Source organism: Phyllobacterium myrsinacearum, from assembly GCF_002980555.1.
Classification (GTDB): Bacteria; Pseudomonadota; Alphaproteobacteria; order Rhizobiales; family Rhizobiaceae; genus Phyllobacterium; species Phyllobacterium myrsinacearum.
Window position 1 is genome coordinate 669,528 of record NZ_PVBT01000001.1, and the last position, 17,620, is coordinate 687,147.

General features: G+C 60.7%; 15 protein-coding genes. 11 read left to right on the forward strand and 4 right to left on the reverse strand.

Annotation, left to right across the window (positions count from 1 at the left end; translation table 11 throughout):
- Positions 1 to 46 precede the first annotated feature (46 nt).
- The 5 genes from C5750_RS03175 to gltX all read left to right on the forward strand — a co-directional run bounded on the left by C5750_RS03175 (position 47) and on the right by gltX (position 6,323).
- Positions 47 to 466: a GFA family protein gene (locus C5750_RS03175; protein ID WP_105732396.1), complete on the forward strand. Its 420-nt coding sequence runs from the start codon at positions 47 to 49 to the stop codon at positions 464 to 466.
- 78 nt (positions 467 to 544) lie between these two features.
- A complete protein-coding gene (locus tag C5750_RS03180) occupies positions 545 to 895 on the forward strand; it encodes a diacylglycerol kinase (RefSeq protein WP_105732397.1) in 351 nt (116 codons plus the stop codon).
- Positions 896 to 948: 53 nt separating this feature from the next.
- A complete protein-coding gene (locus tag C5750_RS03185; RefSeq protein WP_105733086.1) occupies positions 949 to 2,622 on the forward strand; it encodes an NAD+ synthase in 1,674 nt (557 codons plus the stop codon).
- 446 nt (positions 2,623 to 3,068) lie between these two features.
- A complete protein-coding gene (locus tag C5750_RS03190) occupies positions 3,069 to 4,883 on the forward strand; it encodes an ABC transporter ATP-binding protein (protein ID WP_105732398.1) in 1,815 nt (604 codons plus the stop codon).
- Positions 4,884 to 4,949: 66 nt separating this feature from the next.
- Positions 4,950 to 6,323, forward strand: a complete 1,374-nt coding sequence (gene gltX / locus C5750_RS03195; RefSeq protein WP_105732399.1) for a glutamate--tRNA ligase — start codon at positions 4,950 to 4,952, stop codon at positions 6,321 to 6,323.
- Here gltX and C5750_RS26895 read toward each other — a convergent pair.
- Both C5750_RS26895 and C5750_RS03205 read right to left on the reverse strand, forming a co-directional pair.
- Positions 6,241 to 7,296, reverse strand: a complete 1,056-nt coding sequence (locus tag C5750_RS26895) for a DUF2865 domain-containing protein (protein WP_158531236.1) — start codon at positions 7,294 to 7,296, stop codon at positions 6,241 to 6,243. The two genes, gltX and C5750_RS26895, sit on opposite strands and share 83 nt — an antisense overlap.
- A 92-nt stretch (positions 7,297 to 7,388) precedes the next feature.
- On the reverse strand, positions 7,389 to 9,686 hold the full coding sequence (locus tag C5750_RS03205; RefSeq protein ID WP_105732401.1) for an NADP-dependent malic enzyme: 2,298 nt from the start codon (positions 9,684 to 9,686) through the stop codon (positions 7,389 to 7,391).
- 227 nt (positions 9,687 to 9,913) lie between these two features.
- Between C5750_RS03205 and C5750_RS03210 the strand changes: the two genes are divergently transcribed.
- The 3 genes from C5750_RS03210 (at position 9,914) to C5750_RS03220 (ending at position 13,160) form a co-directional block, all read left to right on the forward strand.
- Entirely contained in the window at positions 9,914 to 10,735 is an 822-nt protein-coding gene (locus C5750_RS03210; protein WP_105732402.1) for a UDP-2,3-diacylglucosamine diphosphatase, read from the forward strand.
- Positions 10,736 to 11,821, forward strand: a complete 1,086-nt coding sequence (locus tag C5750_RS03215) for a glycosyltransferase family 4 protein (protein ID WP_342588449.1) — start codon at positions 10,736 to 10,738, stop codon at positions 11,819 to 11,821.
- A 136-nt stretch (positions 11,822 to 11,957) separates the two neighbouring features.
- Positions 11,958 to 13,160 carry an MFS transporter gene (locus C5750_RS03220; RefSeq protein WP_105732403.1) on the forward strand — a complete coding sequence of 401 codons (1,203 nt, stop codon included), beginning with the start codon at positions 11,958 to 11,960 and terminating at the stop codon, positions 13,158 to 13,160.
- On the opposite strand, the gene dgcA is transcribed toward C5750_RS03220, so the two are convergent.
- Positions 13,157 to 14,140, reverse strand: coding sequence for an N-acetyl-D-Glu racemase DgcA (dgcA, locus tag C5750_RS03225; RefSeq protein ID WP_105732404.1), 984 nt, complete (start codon positions 14,138 to 14,140; stop codon positions 13,157 to 13,159). The genes C5750_RS03220 and dgcA overlap by 4 nt on opposite strands.
- Positions 14,141 to 14,599: 459 nt before the next feature.
- On the opposite strand from dgcA, the gene C5750_RS03230 reads away from it, so the two are divergent.
- The 3 genes from C5750_RS03230 to C5750_RS03240 are packed head-to-tail and all read left to right on the forward strand — an operon-like array spanning position 14,600 to position 17,135.
- On the forward strand, positions 14,600 to 15,472 hold the full coding sequence (locus C5750_RS03230; RefSeq protein WP_105732405.1) for an ABC transporter ATP-binding protein: 873 nt from the start codon (positions 14,600 to 14,602) through the stop codon (positions 15,470 to 15,472).
- Positions 15,473 to 15,484: 12 nt separating this feature from the next.
- Entirely contained in the window at positions 15,485 to 16,477 is a 993-nt protein-coding gene (locus C5750_RS03235; protein ID WP_105732406.1) for an MlaD family protein, read from the forward strand.
- Positions 16,478 to 16,535: 58 nt separating this feature from the next.
- Entirely contained in the window at positions 16,536 to 17,135 is a 600-nt protein-coding gene (locus C5750_RS03240) for an ABC-type transport auxiliary lipoprotein family protein (RefSeq protein WP_105732407.1), read from the forward strand.
- Between the two features lie 9 nt (positions 17,136 to 17,144).
- Here the strand turns inward: C5750_RS03240 and C5750_RS03245 are convergent, their stop codons facing one another.
- A complete protein-coding gene (locus C5750_RS03245; protein ID WP_105732408.1) occupies positions 17,145 to 17,570 on the reverse strand; it encodes a rhodanese-like domain-containing protein in 426 nt (141 codons plus the stop codon).
- Between the last annotated feature and the right edge of the window lie 50 nt (positions 17,571 to 17,620).

Sequence of the window (17,620 nt, forward strand, 5' to 3'; positions counted from 1 at the left end):
CAGGCCTAGAGCTGATCTTTTTCGTGTTGAGCGGGAGGCTGTTCTGATGCCGGAATTGCATAATGGATCGTGTCTGTGCGGAGGCATCCGCTTCAAGACGCATGGCGAGCTGCGCGGGATTGTCTATTGCCACTGTTCGCAGTGCCGCAAGCAATCCGGCCATTTCTATGCGGCAACGAATGTACAGAAGGATGCCATCACCATCACGGGCGAGGAAAACATCAAATGGTATGCCGCCAGCGAATATGCGGCGCGCGGCTTCTGCCGGAATTGCGGATCGGTGATGTTCTGGAAACACCATGATCTCGATTACATCTCGGTGATGGCCGGTTCGTTCGACAAGCCGACCAGTCTCAAGGGAGAAGTGCATATTTTCGTCGGCGACAAGGGCGACTATTACGAAATCGGCGACGATCTGCCGAAATACGTGGCGAGCGGCGGCGGCATCGTGGTTGCAGGCGACTGAGGGGCCGGGAACGCGTGAAGGATTGACGCCGCCCGATCTGGCTTTATAGCTGCCGTTACGGACGGACGGGAGCACACCATGCAGCGGCTAATACTGGCATTCGTCAATTCCATGCGGGCACTGAGACATCTGGCGGTGCATGAAAAGGCGGTTCAGCAGGAACTCATCCTTTTCATCCTGTCGATCCCCATCGCAGCTGCCATCGCGCCGTCCGTGCTGGTTTTCCTGATTCTGACCGGCTCGGTGCTTATCCTGATCATGATCGAGGTGTTGAACACCGGCATTGAAGCGGCGTGCAACGCCGTGTCGCGGGATTTCCAGCGCGACATCCAGATCGCCAAGGATTGTGGATCTCTGGCTGTGCTGATCTCGGTTGTTCTCGTCGCCATCGTCTGGTTCTATACGCTCTGGCACGTATTTTTTTCCTGAAACCGCGTGTGAGTCGCATTGTTCAATCTCCAGCGAAATGATATATGTTCAATATGAGCAAAAATCCTGACATCCTCCGTATCGCCATCGCCCAGCTCAATCCTGTCCTGGGTGACATCAAGGGTAATCTGGCAAAAGCGCGCGAAGCGCGCGCGGATGCGGCGCGGCAGGGCGCCGATCTCATCCTGTTCACGGAGCTGTTCATTTCCGGTTATCCGCCGGAAGATCTGGTGTTGAAAGCAGCCTTCATCGAAGCCTGTGAAAAGGCAGTACGGGCGTTTGCGGCTGACACATCGGATGGCGGGCCGGGCGTGATTATCGGCACGCCGCTGCGGCGCGACAGCGGCCTGCACAATTCGGTCATGGTGCTGGACGGTGGCAAGGTCATAGCTGAGCGCTTCAAGGTGGACCTGCCCAACTATGGCGAGTTCGACGAGAAGCGGGTATTCCAGCAGGGGCCGATGCCCGGACCGGTGAATTTCCGCGGTATCCGCATCGGCATTCCGATCTGCGAGGATATCTGGGGCGACCTTGGTGTGTGTGAAACGCTGGCCGAGAGCGGCGCGGAGATATTGTGCGTGCCCAATGGCTCGCCCTATTACAATGGCAAGGTGGATGTGCGCCATCAGGTGGTGCTGCGCCAGGTGATCGAGACCGGTCTGCCGCTGATTTTCGCCAACCAGCTTGGCGGTCAGGACGATCTGATTTTTGACGGCGCGTCATTTGCGTTCAATCCGGACAAGACCATCGCTTTCCAGATGTCGCAGTTCGAACAGCAACTGATCGTCACGACATGGCGGCGCGGCGAGGGCGGATGGTCCTGTTCGGGAGGCCCCATGTCGAAAATCCCCGAGGGTGAGGAGGCGCAGTACCGCGCCTGCATGCTGGGGCTGCGGGACTACGTCAACAAGAACGGCTTCAACGATGTGGTGCTCGGCCTTTCCGGCGGCATCGACTCGGCGATCTGCGCGGCCCTGGCCGTCGATGCGCTGGGCGAGGAGCGTCTGCGCGCCGTGATGATGCCCTATACCTATACGTCGAAGGATTCGCTGAAGGACGCCGAGGACTGCGCCAAGGCGCTGGGCTGCCGCTATGACATCGTGCCGATCTTCGAACCGGTGGAAGGCTTCCTGAAGGCGCTGGGCCCGATGTTCGAGGGCACCAATGAAGGCATCACCGAAGAAAATCTGCAAAGCCGGGCCCGTGGCACGATCCTGATGGCGATCTCCAACAAGTTCGGGTCGATGGTGGTGACGACGGGCAACAAATCGGAGATGTCGGTCGGCTATGCCACGCTCTATGGCGACATGAACGGCGGCTACAACCCGATCAAGGACATCTACAAGATGCAGGTCTATGCCATGTCGGAATGGCGCAACGGGAATGTGCCCGCCGGCGGCCTCGGTCCATCGGGTATCGTCATCCCGGAAAATATCATCAGCAAGGCACCGTCCGCCGAGCTGCGGGAAAACCAGACGGACCAGGACTCGCTGCCGCCCTATCCGGTGCTCGACGATATTCTCGAATGCCTCGTCGAGAACGAGATGGGCGTGGACGAGATTGTCGAGCGCGGTCATGAGCGCAAGACGGTCGAGCGGATCGAGCACCTGCTCTATCTCGCCGAATACAAGCGCCGGCAGTCGGCGCCGGGTGTGAAGGTGACGCGCAAGAACTTCGGCCGCGACCGGCGCTATCCCATCACCAACAAGTTCCGCGATCGGGGGTAGGGCTGATTGCATGTGCCGGGTGCGTGGTTCGAACCACGCACTGATCGCCCTGCAACCATCGTTTTTGACTACGACTTAAGTCTAGTGTTGCAATCGCGCCTCACTCTATTTTGAAAAGCGGCTGCACAAAAAATAGGCGCTTGGCGGCCGATGGCGATTCACCTATAAGCCATCTCTCCGGCAATCAAGCCCGGGAGGTTTAGAATGGCAGCTTTCCCAATGTCCCCTCGGGGCGGCGTCCGTTCCTGACACGTGATGATGAAAAGCCTCAAGGCTTTTCAATTGACTTCACCGGTCAAGAACACTCATCGCCGATATTGGCCTTTCCTGTATTCAGGCGAGTCGCCAAGCCAATTATGCCGCATTGATTTTATCGTTCTGTTGCGCGGCATTCTCATCTGAAATTCATATTTGAGGCCGGTGCGTTTTGGCACCGGACGATCGTCATGGCATTTTTACGTAACGCCTTGCGCGGCGGAGCCTTCCGCAGCGTTCTCGGATTCACCTGGGTTCACTGGCAAAAGCAGCCGGTGCGTCTGGCTATCATTCTTGGTGCAGTGCTGCTCTCGACACTGGCCGACGTGCTGACACCGCTCTATTCGGGGCGGCTGGTCGACGCGGTGGTCAATGGCGCGGCAACGGATGCCATCGCCTGGGATGCGGCGATGGCTGCGTTCTGGACCCTGATGGCCCTGTCGCTCGGCGCCATCATCCTGCGGCACGTCACCTTCATGACGATCGTCAAGCTGACGTTGAAAATGATGTCGGAGATTGCTTCCGGCGCCTTCTTCCGTGTCCAGCGCTTCTCGACGGACTGGCATGCCAACAGCTTTGCCGGCTCGACGGTGCGCAAGATCACGCGCGGCATGTGGGCGCTCGACCTGCTCAACGATACGCTGCTGGTGGCCCTGTTTCCGTCGGTTGTCATGCTTGTCGGCTCGACCGTGCTGATGGCCTGGTACTGGCCCATGATGGGCGTCATCATCGGCCTGGGATCCCTCGTGTTCGTCGGCGTCACGGTGGCGATGTCGCTCGGCTATGTCGCGCCGATGGCAAGCCTTGCCAACCGCTGGGATACCAAGCTCGGCGGTTCGCTGGCGGATGCGGTCAGCTGCAACATGGTGGTGAAGGGTTTCGGCGCGGAAAAGCGCGAGGACGCACGGCTGCTGAAAGTTCTTGCCAAGTGGCAGGACCGGACGCGGCGCACGTGGATCCGCGGTACCCGCAACGGCACGACGCAGGGCTCGCTGCTGCTCATCCTGCGGGCATCGGTCATCGGCTTCGCCCTGTGGCTGTGGTCCAGGGGGCAGGCAAGTGCGGGTGACATCACCTTCGTGCTGACGTCGTTCTTCATCTTGCAGGGCTACCTGCGGGAAGTCGGCATGCACATCCGCAATTTGCAGCGTTCGATCAACGATATGGAAGAGCTTGTTGACATCCAGAGTCAGCCGCTCGGCATTGATGACCGGCCCGGCGCCAAGCCGATCCAGATCACCAATGGCAAGATCGTGTTCGACAATGTGACGTTCCACTACGGGGCGCACCGGGCACCGCTCTATGACCGGTTCTCGGTGACGATCCGGGCGGGTGAGCGCGTCGGCCTTGTCGGCCATTCCGGCTCGGGCAAGACGACGTTCGTCAAGCTGATCCAGCGCCTGCACGATGTGAAGGCAGGGCATATCCTGATCGACGGTCAGGATATTTCCGATGTCACCCAGGCATCGCTGCGCCAGCAGATTGCCATCGTGCAGCAGGAGCCGATCCTGTTCCACCGGACGCTGGCCGAGAACATCGCCTATGCGCGGCCGACAGCCACGCAAAGCGAGATCGAGGAAGCGGCCCGGCAGGCCAGCGCGCATGACTTCATCATGGCCCTGCCGAAGGGCTATGGCACGCTGGTGGGTGAACGCGGTGTGAAGCTGTCCGGCGGCGAGCGTCAGCGCGTGGCCATTGCCCGGGCTTTCCTCGCGGATGCGCCGGTCCTGATCCTGGATGAGGCAACGTCGAGCCTCGATTCGGAATCGGAGGTGCTGATCCAGCAGGCCATGGAACGGCTGATGCTGGGCCGGACGACCCTGGTGATCGCGCACCGGCTGTCCACCGTGCGGGCGCTCGACCGGCTGCTGGTGTTCGACCATGGCAAGATCGTGGAAGAGGGCAATCACGAAGCCCTGATCCGCCTGAACGGCGGTATCTACCGCAGCCTGTTCGAACGGCAGGCGCTGGAACTGACCAAGGGCCTGGTTCTGGCCGACGACTGATCCTGTGGGCCGCGCGAAAGCGCGGCCCATATTGATCTTCACGCGCCGTTCCGATATGCCCGACGCATGACCATCACCGTCCGTTTTGCACCATCTCCGACCGGCTACATCCACATCGGCAACACGCGCACAGCCCTGTTCAACTGGCTGTTCGCGCTGAAGCACAATGGCCAATTGATCCTGCGTTTCGACGACACCGACGTGGAGCGTTCGAAGGCCGAATATGCCGAAGCGACCGCCGCTGACATTGATTGGCTAGGCATCAAGCCGGTGCGGGTGGAGTACCAGTCGAAACGCTTTGCCTTTTATGATGCCGCCGTCGCGGCGCTGAAAGCGGCCGGCGTGCTTTATCCCTGCTACGAGACCCCGGACGAGCTTGAACGCAAGCGCAAGCTGCGCCTTGCGCGCCGCCTGCCGCCGGTCTATGGCCGCGACGCGCTGAAACTGACGGCGGAGGATCGCGCCAAGCTGGAGGCGGAGGGGCATCGCCCGCACTGGCGTTTCCTGCTTCCGAATTTCAAGGACGATCCGTTCGCGCCCGCCCGCACGATTGTGCATTGGGACGACATCGTACGCGGCGAGGAAACCGTCGATCTTGCTTCGCTTTCCGATCCGGTGCTGGTGCGCGAAGACGGTACCTATCTCTATACGCTGACCTCCGTGGTCGATGATATCGACATGGGCATTACGCACATCATCCGCGGTGATGATCACGTCACCAACAGCGGCGTGCAAATCTCCATTTTCGAAGCGCTTGGGGCGAAGGCGCCGGCGCTTGGCCATCATAACCTGCTGACGACAGTGTCGGGCGAGGGCTTGTCCAAGCGCACCGGCGCCCTGTCCGTCGGCAGCCTGCGCCGCGACGGCTATGAGCCGATGGCCGTGGTCAGTCTCGCCGTGCTGACGGGAACGTCGGAGAATGTGGTCGCCATGCCCGACATGGCGTCGCTCGCCGCAGTCTTCGATCCGAAGGCGACATCGAAATCATCGTCGAAATTCGATCCGGCGGAACTCGACACGCTGAACCGCACGCTGATCCATGCCATGCCGTTTGACGTGGCCGCGGAGCGTTTGCGGGAGATGGGCATTGACGGGGACAAGGCCGAAGCCTTCTGGCTGGCGGTGCGCGGCAATCTCACGCGCGTTGCCGATGCGGCGCTGTGGTGGACGGTCATTCAGGACGGTCCCGTCAGTGACGAGCCATTGGCTGCAGAAGATCATGACTTCGTTGCGGCCGCCTTCGATGTTCTGCCGCAGGAGCCATGGAACCGCGAGACCTGGAAGCAGTGGACGGAGGCGGTGAAGACCCAGAGCGGACGCAAGGGCAAGCCGCTGTTCATGCCCCTGCGCATTGCCCTTACTGGGCTGGCTTCTGGCCCGGAGCTCGCAGATTTACTGCCCCTTCTTGGTCGGGAAGGAACGTTGGCCCGACGACCCTGACCTTGCGGTTGGGATCGATCGGTCTGTCCGGCGACAGCGGCTTCGGCTGTTCCGCTTCGACTTTCGGCACGGCGGGTGTGCCCAGCTGAATAATCGATGACGGTTTTTTCTCCGGCTCTACCACAGGCGCCGCCGGTTCGGCCTTTGCCTCGGCCGGTGCCGCCGGCTTGACCGGTTCGGGGTTTTTCGCTGGCCCCGCAGGGGGTAACGGTTCGGCCTTGACGGGTTCGACCGGCTTGATCGGTTCCGCTGGTTTGAGCGCGGGCTGTGTTTGTACAGGCGCCGGTTTGCTCGCGGGGGCCGCCGGTGCGGGTTGCTTGGCTATTTCCTTGGGATTTCCAAGCGTGGTGTAATTGCCTGCCGTGCGCTGGCAGGAGCATTGCGGTGTACCGTTGGCGCCGGCTTTCCTGAATTTGAACGCATTGGGCATATCCGTATAGGCCTGACCGCGCAGGGAAATCATCTGATCGACGGTTTCGCCGGTGGTCGAATGATAGAACAGTTTGGCGCCCGGGCATTGCGCCTGGCACTGTGCCTCGTCGCGGCCGAAATTCTCCGCGCCCGTTGCATAGGAAATGGGGAAATAATAACCGTCGCAGGTGCGCACGCAGAGCGTCTGGTATTGCCCGCCATAGACCGGCGCGGTGCTCTCCAGCGGTTCGTCTTCAACCGGCCGCTGACCTCCGAGGACTTCATAGGGACGGCGCCGGGGCTCCGCATCGCGCGGCATGACTTCACGCGGCAGGACTTCGCGGTCGGGTTCGTAGGATGCCGAGCAATTGTTGGCGTCCATGGCAGCTTCCACCCGGTCGCGGCGCAGGTTCAGCTCATACTCGTCGGTGACGAAATCATTGTCGAGTTCGCGCAGACGCTGTTCCATGCGGCTGCAAACGTCCGATTTGGCCGCCGCGAGCTGTGTTGACAACAGCAGCGTGCCCATGGCGAGTGCCGCGAAGTGTATGAACCGTTTCATAGCGTCTAGTCCTGCAAGATCATGCGCAGCCAAACTGGCTGACTGCGCATGAACCATCCATGAACGTGCGGCAGCAATAAGACGGCAGCGCGCTATTCCACGCGCTGCGAAGCCTCGACCACGGCCAGAGCCGTCATGTTGACGATACCGCGCGATGTCACCGACGGCGTCAGAATATGCACCGGCTTGGCGGCGCCGAGCAGAATGGGCCCGACATGCAGTGCATCGGTGACCGTCTTGACGACGTTGAGCGTGATGTTGGCCGCATCGAGATTGGGGAAGACCAGGAGGTTGGCTTCACCGCTCAGGCGGGAATGAGGCAGGACACGTTCGCGCAGGATTTCCGACAGGGCGGAGTCGCCATGCATTTCGCCATCCTGCTCCAGATCCGGTGCCTTGGAGCGCAGGATTTCCGAAGCGGCGCGCATCTTGGCGGCACTTTCGGAATCGCGCGAACCGAAATTGGAATGCGAGAGCAGGGCTGCCTTGGGCTCGATGCCGAAGCGGCGGATTTCATTGGCAGCCAGAACCGTCTTTTCCGCGATCTCTTCGGCTGTCGGATCGATGCTGACATAGGTATCGGTCAGGAACAGCACGCCGCGCTGCGAAATCAAAAGGCTGAGTGCCGAGAAATTGCGGATGCCTTCAAGCTTGCCGATGATCTGGTCGACATTGCGCAGATGGCGCTCGAAACGGCCTTCGAGACCACAGATCATCGCGTCGGCTTCACCGCGCATGATGGCCAGGGCTGCAATCACCGTGCCGCTGGCGCGGACCATGGTGCGTGCCACTTCCGGCGTGGTGCCGCGCCGCCCGGTGAGGTTCACCAGAAGGTCGACATAGTCGCGGTAGCGCGGATCGTCTTCCGGATTGATGATGTCAAAATCGGTGCCGAGCTTGATCTTCAGGCCGTAGCGCTTGAGACGTGTCTCGATGACCTGCGGGCGGCCGATCAGCGTCGGGATGGCCGTGCCTTCCTCAAGCACGACCTGGGCTGCGCGCAGAACGCGCTCGTCTTCGCCATCGGAATAGATCACCCGTTTCTTCTCGGCAGTCCGTGCGGCGGTGAAGATCGGCTTCATGATCAGGCCGGAGCGGAAGACAAAGCGGTTCAGCTTGTCGAGATAGGTCTCGAAATCCTCGATGGGGCGGTCGGCCACACCGGTTTCCATGGCGGCCTTGGCCACCGCAGGCGCGATGCGCAGGATCAGGCGCGGATCGAACGGCGAGGGAATGAGATAATTGGGGCCGAAGGTCGGTGTTTCGCCGGAGTAGGCGCGCGCCGCCACGTCCGATGGCTCCTCGCGGGCAAGCGCCGCGATGGCCTTGACCGCCGCCATCTTCATTTCCTCATTGATCGCCCGCGCACCGCAATCCAGAGCGCCGCGGAAGATATAGGGGAAGCAGAGGACGTTGTTGACCTGGTTGGGGAAATCGGAGCGTCCGGTGCAGATCATGGCGTCGGGGCGTGCGGCGCGTGCTTCCTCCGGCATGATTTCCGGATTGGGATTGGCCAGCGCCATGATCAGCGGGTTCGGCGCCATCTGCTTCAAAAGGTCCGGCTTCAGGACACCTGCGGCGGACAGGCCGAGGAACACGTCGGCGCCGCCAATGACATCGGCCAGCACGCGCGCATCGGTCTTCTGGGCATAGACGGATTTCCAGCGGTCCATCAGGGTGTTGCGGCCGTCATAGACGACGCCGTCGAGATCGCAGACCCAGATGTTGTTGCGGTTGGCGCCGAGCTTGACCAGCAGGTTGAGGCAGGCGAGCGCCGCCGCACCGGCGCCGGACGCGACGATCTTGACTTTCGACAGATCCTTGCCGGCCAGCTCCATGCCGTTGAGGATGGCGGCGGCGACGATGATCGCCGTGCCGTGCTGGTCGTCGTGGAACACCGGAATGTTCATCCTGGCGCGCAGGATCTCCTCCACGTCAAAACATTCCGGCGCCTTGATGTCCTCAAGGTTGATGCCGCCAAAGGTCGGTTCGAGCGCGGCAACGACATCGACGATCTTGTTGATCTCCTGCGCGTCAATCTCGATGTCAAAGACGTCGATGTCGGCGAATTTCTTGAACAGAACCGCCTTGCCTTCCATCACCGGCTTAGAGGCGAGGGGCCCGATATTGCCAAGGCCAAGGACGGCGGTGCCGTTGGAGATGACGGCGACGAGATTGGCGCGGCTGGTATAATCGGCTGCCGTGGCGGGATTTTCATGAATGGCCAGGCAGGGAGCGGCGACACCGGGAGAATAGGCAAGGGCAAGATCGCGCTGATTTCCAAGCGGCTTCGTCGCCTGGATCTCCAGTTTCCCCGGCTGCGGAAAGCGGTGGTAAAACAGGGCGCTTTCTTCGAGGTCGGACTGGTTGGGCGAATTGTCCTTGGCCATGGATAAGATCCTCCGGAAATTGGCTGGTCGCAACTTGGGATTTGCGATTCAATCTTTTTAGCATGCATAAATGACATGAAGAGCCATAAATGAAGTCCATTTTGTTACAAGTGTTTATCGCAGGAAACCATAGACTTTTTAGCGGCGTCATAAGACTGTGACATGAATCAGGTTTCTGTCAGGCCAGAGGTACCGATGCGTACCGGCGCTGAACGGAGATCAGCCTCATGGTTGAGCCAGAGACACGTAAGTTTCGCACGCTCTTTTTGTCCGATGTGCATCTTGGTTCCAAAGGCGCCAAGGCGACCTTCCTCCTGGACTTCCTGAAATATCACGATGCGGATACGATCTATCTGGTCGGCGATATCGTCGATGGCTGGCGTCTGCGCCGCAGCTGGCACTGGCCGCAGGAGCACAACGACATCGTGCAGAAGCTGCTGCGCAAGAGCCGCAAGGGCGCCCGCATCCTCTACATCGCCGGCAACCACGACGAATTCCTGCGCGATTTCCAGGGCACGCATTTCGGCGGCATCGAGGTCATGGACCGTACGATGCACGAAACCGCTGACGGCCGTAAATTTCTCGTGATCCATGGCGACCAGTTCGACGTCGTCGTGCGCAATGCCCGCCACATCGCCTATCTCGGCGACTGGGCCTATGACGCGGCGCTGGCCATCAACACCATCATGAACAAGGTGCGGCGCATGCTCGGGCTGCGCTACTGGTCGTTCTCCGCCTGGGCGAAATTCCGGGTGAAGAAGGCCGTCAACTTCATCGGTTCCTTCCAGACCGTCGTTTCCGACGAGGCCCGGCGCATCGGCGCCGATGGCGTCATCTGCGGCCACATCCACCACGCCACCATCGAACAAATCGATGGCATCGAATATATCAACACCGGCGACTGGGTTGAAAGCTGCACCGCCATTGCCGAACATCACGACGGCAAGATGGAACTCATCTCCTGGACGCATCTGATCGGGGAAAAGGCCGGCTTTGCGCCTGTCGTCAAACTCGAGGACAAGCGTCCCAAGGCGGCGAATGCGGCCTGAATGGCGTCTCCTGCAGGGATCGATCCGATGAACAGGCTGGTCATCGTCTCCGATGCCTGGCATCCGCAGGTCAATGGCGTGGTGCGCACCCTGACCCAATTGCGCGAGCAGATGGAGGCGCGGGGCGTCGAGGTGACGATCATCTCGCCCGCGGACTATCCCTCGGCTCCGTGTCCCACCTATCCGGAAATCCGTCTGGCACTGACCTATCCCGCCGCAGTGAAGGCCCGGATCGAGGCATTGCAGCCTGCCTTCGTGCATATCGCCACGGAAGGCCCGCTCGGCATCATGGCGCGCCGCGCCTGCCTGAAGAACAAGTGGCGCTTCACCACCAGCTTTCATACGCGCTTTCCCGAATATCTGCGCGAGCGCCTGCCCATTCCGCTGGCCTGGACCTATGGCTTTCTGCGCCGGTTCCACAATGCCGCCGAAACCTGCCTTGTCCCGACGCAGTCCATCTATGAGGAACTGACCGAGCGCGGCTTCGACACGCTGCGCGTGTGGACGCGCGGTGTCGACCGCGACCTGTTCCGGCCGCAGGCGGATGTCGATCTCGGCCTTGCGCATCCCGTTTTCCTGTGCGTCGGCCGCGTTGCGCCGGAAAAAAATCTTGAAGCCTTTCTGGCGCTCGATCTGCCGGGTACCAAACTTGTCGTCGGCGACGGGCCGGATATGGATGAGCTGAAGCGCAAATTCCCCGACGCGGTGTTCGCCGGCAAGAAGGAGGGCGAGGAGCTTGCCCGCCACTATGCGGGCGCCGATGTCTTTGTTTTCCCCAGCCGCACCGACACGTTCGGCCTGGTGCTGCTGGAAGCGATTGCCTGCGGGCTGCCGGTCGCCGCCTATCCGGTGGCGGGGCCGAAGGATGTCATCGGCGCGACGGGCGCGGGCGTTCTGTCGGCCGATCTGCACGAGGCGGCGCTGGGCGCCCTGGCCATGGGGAGCGTCGATCCCGACACCACTCTCCAGGGATTCAGCTGGGAAGCCTGCGCCGATATATTCGAGGATATTCTCACGGCGATTGCCGGTGCCAAGCCGCAGCTCGGCCACGAAGCGAAGGCGGCGCGCATTGCGTCTGCCGGCTAATCTATATTTTCTGCGTTTATGATAATTGAGTTGGAAAACTTCCAGTGTTTCTAGGCAGTTGCGGCAAATCGTGATATTTCGGAATACGGTTAGTTGATATTCGTGCGCCGCTCCTCGATCCTCCGAAAGTCCCTCCATGACAGCCGCCACTGCGGACACTTTTCACGACAAGCCGTCTCGGTTCGAGTTTCGGCTGGCTCTGGCTTATTTTGCGATTTTCATCTCAAGCGGCCTGCATCTGCCTTACTTTCCGCTGTGGCTGGAATTCCGTTCGCTGTCGCCGACGGAAATATCGATCGTCCTGTCCATGCCGCTGTTCGTGCGCGTCATCGCCGCACCGCTGGTATCCATTCTGGCCGACCAGTCCAGCGACCGCGCACATATCCTGACCATGGCCACCATTCTGGCGGTGATCGTTGCGGCGTTCTATTTTCTGCCGTTCAATTTCTTCGGCATTCTGGTCGTGTCGCTGTTGCTTGCCGCACCGTGGACATCGCAGGTTCCGCTGGCCGATACGATTGCGCTTTCGGGCGTGCGCCGCTACGGCGCGGATTTCGCCAGGATGCGCGTGTGGGGGTCCATCGCGTTCCTGCTGGCTTCCTTTGCCGGCGGCGTGCTGATCCAGCATACGGGCGAGTGGATCATCCCGACGGTGCTGCTGGGCGCGCTGGTTGCCGCATGCGGCATGAGTTTCGTGGTGCCGCGCATCGGCAAGCCGCGCCGCCTGTCGCCGCTGTCGGATATCGACATGGCCGATGCGGGCAGGGCGCTGCGCCGTCCGGCCTTCGTCACCTTCCTGATCGCCACGGGGATCACCCAGGCAAGCCACGCCTATGGTTACAGTTTTTCGGCCATCTACTGGAAGTCCATCGGCATTGAGGAGACGGTGATCGGGGCGCTGTGGTCCATCGCCGTGGTGGCCGAGGTGATCATGTTCACCTGCTTTCGCCGGGTATTCGGACGCCTGCATCCGGCACGCGTGCTGATGATCGGCTCAGCCGTCGCCATATTCCGCTGGACGGTCTTCCCGCTGATCGTGCCGGCAGGTCTCGGCGTCGCCGGCTTTTTCGTCGTGCAGAGCCTGCACGCCTTCTCGTTCGCCCTGTCTTTCCTCGGCATGCAGAAAATGATCGCCATGACCATTCCCGAGGAGAAGGGTGGAACGGCGCAGGGCATATCCACCTTCTTCATCGGCACGTCGCTGGCCATCATCACCATGGTGTCCGGACCGCTGTACAGCGCCACCGGCATCTATGGCTTCTATGCCATGGTGGTGCTGGCGGCGGCCGGACTTGTTCTTGCCAATGTGTCGCTGAAGCTGGAGCAGCGCGAGCGCTAGCCCCAAAGCTCCGATTGCGGCGGCGACACGTGGCTGCCCTCAAAGACGAGGCCGGGCTGGCGGTCCTCTTTCAGGATCAGCGGGCCGTCGAGATCGACGAAGTCGGCATCCTGTGCCACGAGCATAGCCGGCGCCATGGCCAGGGACGTGCCCACCATGCAGCCGACCATGATGCCGAACCCGAGTTCGCGCGCCCGTTTCTGCATGCGCAGGGCTTCGGTCAGCCCGCCTGTCTTGTCGAGCTTGATGTTGATGCTGTCATAGCGGCCGAGAAGGGTGTGCAGATCGTCCGTACCGTGGGCGCTCTCGTCGGCACACAGGGGGACGGGGTGCGGGATTGCCGAGAGAATGCCGTCCTTGCCAGCCGGAAGCGGCTGTTCGATGAGCACGACCCCGGCCTTTGCGGCGGCCAGCATGTGCCGGACGATATTTTCGTCGGTCCAGCCCTCATTGGCGTCGAGAATGATGCGGCTGTCGGGCGCGGCTTGCGCCACGGCCCATATGCGTTCCTCGTCATCCTCGCCGCCGACCTTGACCTTGATGACCGGACGGCCGGACAGGGCACGGGCCGAGGCAGCCATGGTTTGCGCATCGCCGAAGGAAACGGTCACGGCCGTGGTCAGGGCTTTGAGCGGCGGCAAACCGACGAGATCGGCAACACGCCGGCCGGCCCGTCTGGCTTCGAGATCCCAGAGGGCGCAATCGACGGCATTGCGGGCAGCACCAGCGCCAATCAGGCCGGCAATGTCAGCGCGCGTTGCACCGGCGGCAAGTGCACTGCGCAGTTTTTCAATTTCGGCACAGACGGAATCGAGACTTTCGCCATAGCGGGCATAGGGAACGCATTCGCCGCGCCCGGTATATGGTCCGTCGCGCAGGGTACAAACCACCACGGCTGCTTCCGTCTTGGAACCCCGCGAGATGGTGAACGTTCCGGCAATGGGCCAGCGTTCAACGGTAATCTCCATATTAACAGTCATTATGTGCGCCTTAGAGCCTTTCCTGCTTAAATAGAATCGTTCTGCCGGAGGGAATTTGGTTCAAGGTCGAGGGGTTTGGCGAGACCGATGCCTTTCCATCGGGCGAAGCCGAAGCCCGATGGGATTGGGCCAAATTCACCCGGCCCTCCGGGTTTCCGGCTGGCGGACACCCACTTTGTCAGGCAGCGTCGTCCGATGGGTAAACATCGGCCTCGCTGCCTTCCGCGTGGATTGTCTCGCCATCCGGGAAACAGAACTGGTTCTATTTAAGCAGGAAAGGCTCTAATTGCTACAGTGACATCAAGTCAGAGACTCGATATGTGTGGGGATGTTGACTGATAGAGCAAACAATTCAAGTGCTTCTAAGGCTACGGGACGTCATGCGGAGCACGCGTGGATGGTGCCAGCGGTTAAGAAGCCTTATGTACTGATTTTCAGATCCAGGGACGCCCGAGGCGAATGAATTCGACAGACAACGGCAAGAGCAGAGAGCAGGAGCCCGGCGATATCATCCTTTCGGTCAAGGATGTCAGCGTGTCCTTCGGCCGTTCATCGGTGCTGGAGCACCTGAATCTCGATGTTTATCGCGGCGAGATACTGGGATTTGTCGGTGCATCGGGGACAGGCAAGTCTGTCCTCATGCGGACGATCCTCGGTCTCAATCAGAAACAGCACGGCAATATCAGCATTTTCGGCCATGACATCGACCGTGCGACGGAACAGGAAAAACTCAGCGTCGACATGCGCATGGGCGTTCTGTTTCAGCACGGCGCCCTGTTCTCGTCGCTGACGGTTCTCGAAAACATCCAGGTGCCGATGCGCGAATATCTCGACATTCCGCACAGCCTGATGGACGAACTGGCGCGCCTCAAGATCGATCTCGTTGGATTGAAACCGGATACGGCCGAAAAATTTCCGTCGGAACTGTCCGGCGGCATGATCAAGCGTGCAGCGCTCGCCCGCGCTTTGTCGCTTGATCCGGACATCGTCTTTCTCGACGAGCCGACATCGGGGCTCGATCCCATCGGCGCCGCCGATTTCGATGAACTCATCGCAAATCTGCGCGATACGATGGGTTTGACCGTCTATATGGTCACGCACGATCTCGATAGCCTGTTCGCCGTTTGCGACCGAATCGCGGTATTGGGTAAGAAAAGGGTTCTTGTGGAAGGAACCATCGACGACATGCTGACGTTTGATGACCCGTGGGTTCAGGAATATTTTCATGGCAAGCGCGCGCGCCAGATCGTGCCGAACGGCAGCAGCAGGCGAAAGTCTGATCGCATGCAAAGCGCCCGGCAATCCGGGCCGTTGCTGAAGGAACAGGGTTAGGTGGAATAATCGATGGAGACCAAAGCCAACTACGTTCTGGTCGGGATTTTCACGCTTGCGGTTTGCGTCGCGGCGTTCGTCTTCGTGTACTGGATCGCCCGCTATGGCGACAGGCAGGAAATGACGACGCTGGAAATCCGTATTGCCGGTTCGGTTACCGGCCTGGCCGAGGGCAGCCAGGTGCTGTTCAACGGCATCAAGGTGGGCACCGTGCGGCGCCTGAATATCGACAAGACCAATCCCGACGCGGTGATCGCCACCGCGGAAATCGACAGCACGACACCGATCACCCGCTCGACCCAGGCAACGCTCGGCTTTACCGGCCTGACCGGTCTGGCTTTCGTGGAGCTTAAGGGCGGCAAGGTCTATGAACCCAATCTGCTTGAAGAGGCCGACAAGGATGGCGCTGTCGCGCGTATCGACGCCGATCCGTCGGTGGTCAACAACCTTCTGCAGAAGGCGCAGGACATTCTCGAACGCGTCAACACGGCGATGAGCTCGATCGAAAGTTTCATCACCGAAGTGAAGGGGCCGCTGGTCGATACGGTCAACAACACCAAGAAGTTCACCGATGCGCTGGCCAAGAACTCCGATGTGATCGACAAGTTCAGCCAGAGCGCCGAGGACGTGCAGTCGGTGGTGCGCGAGGCGCGTGAAATGATGACGCGGCTGAATGCCGCTTCGGCCCGGGTCGACGGCGTCCTGGCCAAGGTCGACAATCTGGTGTCCGATGGTGATGGCAGCGTTGTGGCCGAAGCGCGCAACACGCTCAAATCCTATCGCGCGGTTGCAGACAATCTCAACACCAAGCTTGGCCCGATCACGGACAACCTCAACCGCTTTTCCGGGCAGGGCTTGCGCGATGTGCAGGCGCTGGTCACCGAGAGCCGCCAGTCGGTCCAGCGCATCGAGCGGGCGATCAGCGATCTTGAAAAGAATCCGCAGCGGGTGATTTTCGGCGGCAGCGGCAATGTGCCGGAGTATGACGGCCGCACGCGCCGTTGACTTTGGCGATGCTGCATCGCATGAAGGTTAATGAATCGTGAAGCTTTGCGTGACAGGGATGAGAGCATTGGTGAATTCAAGAACGACAATTGCCGCTCTGCTGATGGCTTTGTCCGTTTCCGCCTGCGCCGGAACCAAGAAGCTTGATACATTCGATCTTTCCGGCCCGTCCCTGTCCGAGACTTCATCCAGAAAACATGGCAGCCGCCAGATTCTGATCGCCGCGCCATCGGCCCTCAAAGCGCTTGACGGCGAGAATGTTGTTGTCCGCTCCGGACCGAATGCCATTTCGTTCCTGAAGGGCGCGCAGTGGTCCGACCGCCTGCCGAACATCGTGCAGACGCGGCTGGTGCAGGCATTTGAGAGTTCGGGCCGCTTCGGCGGCGTCGGCCGTCCCGGCGAAGGCCTTGCCATCGATTATCAGGTGATCAGCAATATCCGCACGTTCGATATCGATGCCTCGGGCAAGGAAACGGCCGTCGTCGAGATCGCCATCAAGATCCTCAATGACAAGAACGGCACGGTGCGCGCGACCCATGTGTTCCGCTCGACATCACCGGTCAGCGGCCAGGGCAATGCGGCCTATGTCACCGCCCTGAACCATGCGTTTGACAGCGCCGCAGGCGATATCGTCACCTGGACGCTGTCGGTCATCTAACCCAGAAACTCAGGCGACCTTTCTGAGTTCGCCCGCTGCCGGACCGGTGGCGAAGGGGAGTTCCTCGTCGGCCCAGCCGGTAATGCCGCCAATCATGATCTTGACCGGACGTCCCAGCCTTGCAAGTTTCAGCGCGGCCTGATCGGCGCCATTGCAGTGGGGGCCGGCGCAATAGGCGACGAACAGCGTATCGTTGGGCCATGCGGCCATGCGCTCGGCGGTGATCTCGCGATGCGGCAGATGTATGGCTCCCGGCACGTGACGGCGTTCATAGGCCGCCGGTGTTCCCACCACGTGCAGGAGCACAAAGTCCTGTTCGCCCGCCTTCAGCGATGCGGCGACGTCGGCACAATCGGTCTCAAGCGCGAGACGCCGGGAAAAATGCTCGATGACAGTCTGTGGTGCTGCAGCCGGGGTTTCGGTAACATAGCTCATGGGGCTCTCCTGTGTTGACGCGCAATTCGTAAGACACGCGACAAGGCACT

What these genes read in the sequence shown, in the direction of transcription:
- C5750_RS03210 (WP_105732402.1), top strand. Translation starts at nt 9,914, where the DNA reads ATGGTTGAGCCAGAGACACGTAAGTTTCGCACGCTCTTTTTGTCCGAT.
- gltX (WP_105732399.1), top strand. Translation starts at nt 4,950, where the DNA reads ATGACCATCACCGTCCGTTTTGCACCATCTCCGACCGGCTACATCCAC.
- C5750_RS03180 (WP_105732397.1), top strand. Translation starts at nt 545, where the DNA reads ATGCAGCGGCTAATACTGGCATTCGTCAATTCCATGCGGGCACTGAGA.
- C5750_RS03220 (WP_105732403.1), top strand. Translation starts at nt 11,958, where the DNA reads ATGACAGCCGCCACTGCGGACACTTTTCACGACAAGCCGTCTCGGTTC.
- dgcA (WP_105732404.1), bottom strand. Translation starts at nt 14,140, where the DNA reads ATGACTGTTAATATGGAGATTACCGTTGAACGCTGGCCCATTGCCGGA.
- C5750_RS03190 (WP_105732398.1), top strand. Translation starts at nt 3,069, where the DNA reads ATGGCATTTTTACGTAACGCCTTGCGCGGCGGAGCCTTCCGCAGCGTT.
- C5750_RS03230 (WP_105732405.1), top strand. Translation starts at nt 14,600, where the DNA reads ATGAATTCGACAGACAACGGCAAGAGCAGAGAGCAGGAGCCCGGCGAT.
- C5750_RS03245 (WP_105732408.1), bottom strand. Translation starts at nt 17,570, where the DNA reads ATGAGCTATGTTACCGAAACCCCGGCTGCAGCACCACAGACTGTCATC.
- C5750_RS26895 (WP_158531236.1), bottom strand. Translation starts at nt 7,296, where the DNA reads ATGAAACGGTTCATACACTTCGCGGCACTCGCCATGGGCACGCTGCTG.
- C5750_RS03240 (WP_105732407.1), top strand. Translation starts at nt 16,536, where the DNA reads ATGAGAGCATTGGTGAATTCAAGAACGACAATTGCCGCTCTGCTGATG.
- C5750_RS03185 (WP_105733086.1), top strand. Translation starts at nt 949, where the DNA reads ATGAGCAAAAATCCTGACATCCTCCGTATCGCCATCGCCCAGCTCAAT.
- C5750_RS03175 (WP_105732396.1), top strand. Translation starts at nt 47, where the DNA reads ATGCCGGAATTGCATAATGGATCGTGTCTGTGCGGAGGCATCCGCTTC.
- C5750_RS03205 (WP_105732401.1), bottom strand. Translation starts at nt 9,686, where the DNA reads ATGGCCAAGGACAATTCGCCCAACCAGTCCGACCTCGAAGAAAGCGCC.
- C5750_RS03235 (WP_105732406.1), top strand. Translation starts at nt 15,485, where the DNA reads ATGGAGACCAAAGCCAACTACGTTCTGGTCGGGATTTTCACGCTTGCG.
- C5750_RS03215 (WP_342588449.1), top strand. Translation starts at nt 10,736, where the DNA reads ATGGCGTCTCCTGCAGGGATCGATCCGATGAACAGGCTGGTCATCGTC.